We start from the raw sequence: 4,998 nt of genomic DNA on the forward strand, positions 1-4,998 counted from the left end.
CATTCTCCGGTATACCCGCTCGGTGGAAATGACTGCGCCTGTCTTCTCGCCGGAAGCGTTGAAAGCTTGCGTATCCGCCGACGATTTCGTTCATGCCGGCGAGGGACCCGCTTTCGATTGGCCCGAGCTAACGCCGTATCCGAACGGGGGGACGGCCGTGATCGATGCCACACCGGTAAAGCTGGCAAGACCGGCAAGCCATAGGGAAATCATGGCGAACACAGATGCGGAGATCGATGTTTCGATGCCGCCGACCGAACAGGAAATCGAATATACCGGTGAACGCCATGAAAGCCCGGTGCCGGCTGGCGTAACCCGGACGCCTGCCGACCCGATCGGAAAGGGCCGCCGTAACGAGCGAGCGAACCGCCAGGCCCGTTTCGGGAAGAGAACCGGGCCCAATAACGGCATCAGAAAAAAACGTAAAACGGTCAAACCGAACAAAGCTGTGCGGCTCGGGAAGCCGCCGGCGAAACGCAAGAGAAAGCAATCGGCGGCGAAGAAAAAGAGGCATGCCGCTTGACAGGAGGGAGGCTGAATGCCGCTTAATCGTGACGAGGGGCCTTGGGGGAATGCGGGCGGTGTAATAAAAAACAAAAAAACATATTTCGCCATTCTCGCCCATATAAACGAGGAAGCTTTAGCCGCTCAGGTCCGGAATATCCGCCATTTCAATCCGGATGCCGGCATCATCGTTTATAACGGCGGCACGGACGCCGAGTTTGCGCAACAACTGAATATCCTCCGCTTTCCGGGCAGCCATCCGATCCGTTACGGCAATTTGACTCCCTATTTCTGGGAGACTATGAAGTGGCTTGAGGAAAGCCATGTGCAATATGACTATCTGATCAATTTGGATCACGATGTTTTGTTTGTCAAACCCGGATTTCAAGACTGTCTCGATGAGCTCATGGAAGATTACGACGTGATGGGCTGGGACATGGTCACCTCCTTTTCCCCTTCGGATACGAATTTATCGTGCTGCCGCGACATGTGGAGGGAATGGGAACGATGGAGCCTTTTTTTCAAGACCGATTATTTTGTCCGTTATTTAAATTCTACCCAGGTCTATCGTCACGGCATCGTCCGCCGCATGTTGGAAGCTGCCGACCATCCGGCCGTAGAGGACAGGATCGGAAATTCAAACGTATTTGCTTTGGAGGAAATGTTTTTCGTGACCTATGCCCTTTCCCTGGGCGCGCGAATACGCGAATACCCGCGGGAAGAAAACTGGGAAAGCGCCGCTCGCTTCGGGCACCGGCAAATCAGCCTGGAGGAAGCCCGATGGGTCAAGCGGCAGCCTTATTATTACTGGATACACCCTGTAAAAGAAGCTTGGCTGATTCAACTGAACGAGCAGCTGATCGGGCGGAAAAACATGTAATCGCGTCGCGTCGCGGCCATTCTAAAATAGAGACTAAGGAAATAGTGGAGGAGTAAGCCATGAATTTCGGTGATGACGGGGTTAGGGACAATGAAGGCAGTGCGAGAAAAAAAATCGTGTTCGCCGTTCTTGCGCATAAGGGCGAAGAAGCGCTGTCCGTCCAAATCCGGAATATCCGCCATTTCAATCCGGACGCCGATATCATCCTGTACAATGGCGGAACGAATTCCAACCTCGGCAAGGACCTTGACGTCTTAATCTATCCCGGCAGCCATCCGATCACATACGGCAATCTGACGCCTTATTTCTGGGAGATTATGAAATGGCTTGAAGAAAGCCGTGCGGAATATGATTACCTGATCAACCTGGATCATGATGTGTTGTTCGTCAAGCACGGATTTGGCGATTACCTCGATGAGACCATGAAAGACTATGATGTGATGGGCTGGGACATGGTCGCCAGTTATTCCCCGGCGGACGCGGCAATCGCTTGCTGCCGGCATATGTGGAAGGAATGGAAGAAGTGGGGGCCGTTGTTCGGGACGGATCATTTTATCCGTTATCTGAATTCTACCCAGATATACCGTCAATCTATCGTCCGCCGCATGCTCGATCATGCCGAACACCGGATGGTGGAAGAGTTCATCTCGAGTTCCAACGTGTTCGCGTTGGAAGAAGTGTTCTTCGCAACGCTGGCCCTCGCCGAAGGAGCGAGAATTCGCGCATATCCCCGGGAAGAACACTGGAAGAGAGCTTCCCGCTTCAGAGGCCAGATCAGCCGGGAGGAGGCCGAGTGGGTCAGGAGACATCCTTATTATTACTGGATTCATCCCGTCAAAGATGCCAGGCTGATTCGCATGAACAAATGGCTGATGGGGGAAGAGGGCAGCCCCTCCAATGAACCAGAAAGCTTGATGGAGAAAGAAGCGGCTTCCGGCCGGCAGCCGATCTTAGAGCAACCGCCGGCGGAGCAGGCAGGTCAAGTTCAAGAAGCAGCAGCCGATGCAACGTCGGCCCCCGCGACCGGCGAAACGGTCTCCAGGGTCATGACGCGCAGAAAGAAGAATCCCTCACGGGGCCCGTATAGAAGGAGGGCAAGGAAAGCGCGCCTTACGAAGAAGAGCAAGCCGAAAAAGCACTTGAAAAAAAGCTTGCGGCAACGAAACCCGCATCGAGCGATAAAGGCCGTCTCAAGAGCCAAATGCGGCAAAAAGCCGCTCACGCGCCGCAAGATAGCGAGGAAAACCGTGAAACGAAGGAAACGCAGTGCATAAACCCGAGGCCGCGGGCCTCGGTTTTTTTTGTACAAACATACAGGCAGTCCTATCGAATGTTCATAATATGTTAGGAGATGAAAACACGCGTTAACCGCGAAAAGGAGGAGCACGATTGGAGAGAATTCACATCGTTGCGGCAACGAACGACAGCTATGCGAAGCATTTGGCCGTTATGCTGACCTCATTGTTCGAAAATAAAAAATCAAAAAATCCCGTTACGATCCATGTTATAGACGGAGAGCTGTCCGATGATAAAAAACGGAGATTAAAGAACTCCGTTAAGAGATTCCAAGCGGAAATCAGGTTTTTGAAGGTTGACAAATCTCTCTATGAAGCTGTCAAGGTGCGTTACCATCTGAGCAAGGAAACGTATTACCGCATCTCGATCCCGGCTCTGTTGGGTCAGCATATTAACAAAGCCGTCTATCTGGATTGCGATCTCATCGTGAAAGAAGATATCGCAAATTTATGGAACATTAGTGTCCATGACTTTGAACTTGGCGCCGTTCAGATTCCCGGTCATGTGGATCGCTACAAAGAGCTCTCCATACCGGAGCACATGGGATATTTCAACGCCGGCGTTTTGCTGCTGAATCTTAGGAAATGGCGGGCCAACCATACGTCGGACAAAGTGCTGCGCTATATAAGGGATAATCAGAAGAAGCTTAAATATATGGACCAGGACGCGCTGAATGCGGTTCTTAAAGGAAAGTGGAAGAAGCTCGATCGCAGATGGAACTACCAGGTTCACCGCCACCGGCACCAGAACTTCAAGCCTGCCATCATTCACTATACGGCAACGGTGAAACCTTGGAGTGGAAACCCGCGCTTCAAGGAGGAATACGTCCATTATCTCCGTAAGACGATTTGGTAAACAGTGTTAAGACAAGGAGGCGATCCACATGATCTGTTTTGCATTATGCGCCCATGAGGGTGAATGGGCGCTGAGGAATCAAATTAAAAACATCCGCAAATACAACCCGGCCGACAGCTTTATCGTGTTTTACAACGGCGGGAAAAATCGCGACTTCGGCAAACGGGTGTGCACGGAAGAAGGCGTCAGGTACTGTCCGTACAGCAGGCCCCTGACTCAGCGAACAAGCGGCCGGTTTTTCTACGATGTGATGCGATGGCTTGAGGATGCCAAGATCAATTATGAGTATTTGGTGTACATGGAATACGATATTATGTTCGTCAACCGCGGTTTTCGGTCTCTCCTGCAGCGGCAGATGAAAGGCTATGATGTACTGGTCAAAATGGCAAAAAAAGAAACGGATCCCAAGATGGCCGAGTGGGATCCCGCAAAAGCGATGTGGCAGGATTGGAGACGATGGGGAGCCTTCTTCAAGTCGGATCATTTTTACCGCACATCCAGCCCCGTGTCTGTATTCCGCCACGGCATCGTGAAGCGCATGCTCTCCGGTTTGGATAAACAGCGATTGGAAACGTTGCTCAACACATCGAAAATCCCTTGTTTGGGAGAGATGCTGTTCATTACATTAGCCATGAAAAAAGGCGCCAAATATACACTCTACCGTTGGCCGAACAAACGCTATTTACGGTTCAGACCGGCCATCAGGCTGAATGAAATCAAAGCCGCCAAAAGACGGCCGGAGGTCATGTTCGTTCACCCGGTCAAAGACTCGCACGTTCGCCATTATATATTCAAAAATATTTGACGGAATGCCGTCCAAGGAGGAAAGCATGCTTTGTTTTGCATTGTTGGCGCACCAAGATGAGAAGGCCCTTCTTCAGCAGATACGAAATATCCGGAAATATAATGGCCATCATGTCAAGATTGTCTTATATAACGGCGGCAAAAATCCGAACTTCGGTAAAAAAGTTTGCAAGACCGCTAATGTGATGTATTGCCCCCATAGCAGACCGTTGGCATGGGGAAAGACCGGTCGTTCCCACTATGACGTGATGAGATGGCTGGAAGAAAATAAAGTGAAGTATGATTACTTGGCTGTCTTGGATTCCGATGTGCTGTTCGTTCGCGGGGGGCTTGAGAAATGGTTGGAAAAACAGTTGAACGGATATGATTGTGTGCTTCCGGTGTTCCGGCATGAGACGGCTCCCGAAACAACGACTTGGACACCCGGGACAACGATGTGGAAGGAATGGAGCCGTTGGAAGCCGTTTTTCAACAGCAGCCACTTCTACGGCACGTTTAATCCGTTGCAGGTTTATCGGCATGGCATCATCCGGAGCATGCTGGCCAGAATCGATAAATCGAAGCTGGAGCGGTTGTTAAGGGATACCAAGGTTTTTGCTTTAGACGAGATGATTTATATCACAACGGCAGTGCTCTGCGGGGGCCGCTGCAAGGAATAT

At 51.0% G+C, this 4,998-nt stretch carries 6 protein-coding genes; all 6 read left to right on the forward strand.

Translation table 11 applies throughout. From position 1 onward, the window contains the following. Positions 1–523 (forward strand): hypothetical protein (locus RWM61_RS19905; RefSeq protein WP_314004144.1); only part of this gene is annotated, 523 nt, incomplete at its 5' end. Positions 524–538: 15 nt separating this feature from the next. Further along, positions 539–1,384, forward strand: a complete 846-nt coding sequence (locus tag RWM61_RS19910; protein ID WP_314004147.1) for a hypothetical protein — start codon at positions 539–541, stop codon at positions 1,382–1,384. Between the two features lie 59 nt (positions 1,385–1,443). Further along, positions 1,444–2,658, forward strand: coding sequence for a hypothetical protein (locus RWM61_RS19915; protein WP_314004150.1), 1,215 nt, complete (start codon positions 1,444–1,446; stop codon positions 2,656–2,658). Positions 2,659–2,773: 115 nt separating this feature from the next. Continuing rightward, positions 2,774–3,535 carry a glycosyltransferase family 8 protein gene (locus RWM61_RS19920; RefSeq protein ID WP_314004153.1) on the forward strand — a complete coding sequence of 254 codons (762 nt, stop codon included), beginning with the start codon at positions 2,774–2,776 and terminating at the stop codon, positions 3,533–3,535. A gap of 28 nt (positions 3,536–3,563) precedes the next feature. After that, the gene (locus RWM61_RS19925) at positions 3,564–4,340 is read left to right on the forward strand and encodes a hypothetical protein (protein WP_314004156.1); all 777 of its coding nucleotides are present in this window, start codon (positions 3,564–3,566) and stop codon (positions 4,338–4,340) included. Between the two features lie 25 nt (positions 4,341–4,365). Next, positions 4,366–4,998 (forward strand): hypothetical protein (locus tag RWM61_RS19930; RefSeq protein ID WP_314004159.1); only part of this gene is annotated, 633 nt, incomplete at its 3' end.

It is taken from the genome of uncultured Paenibacillus sp., assembly GCF_963515335.1.
Taxonomy (GTDB): domain Bacteria; phylum Bacillota; class Bacilli; order Paenibacillales; family Paenibacillaceae; genus Paenibacillus_I.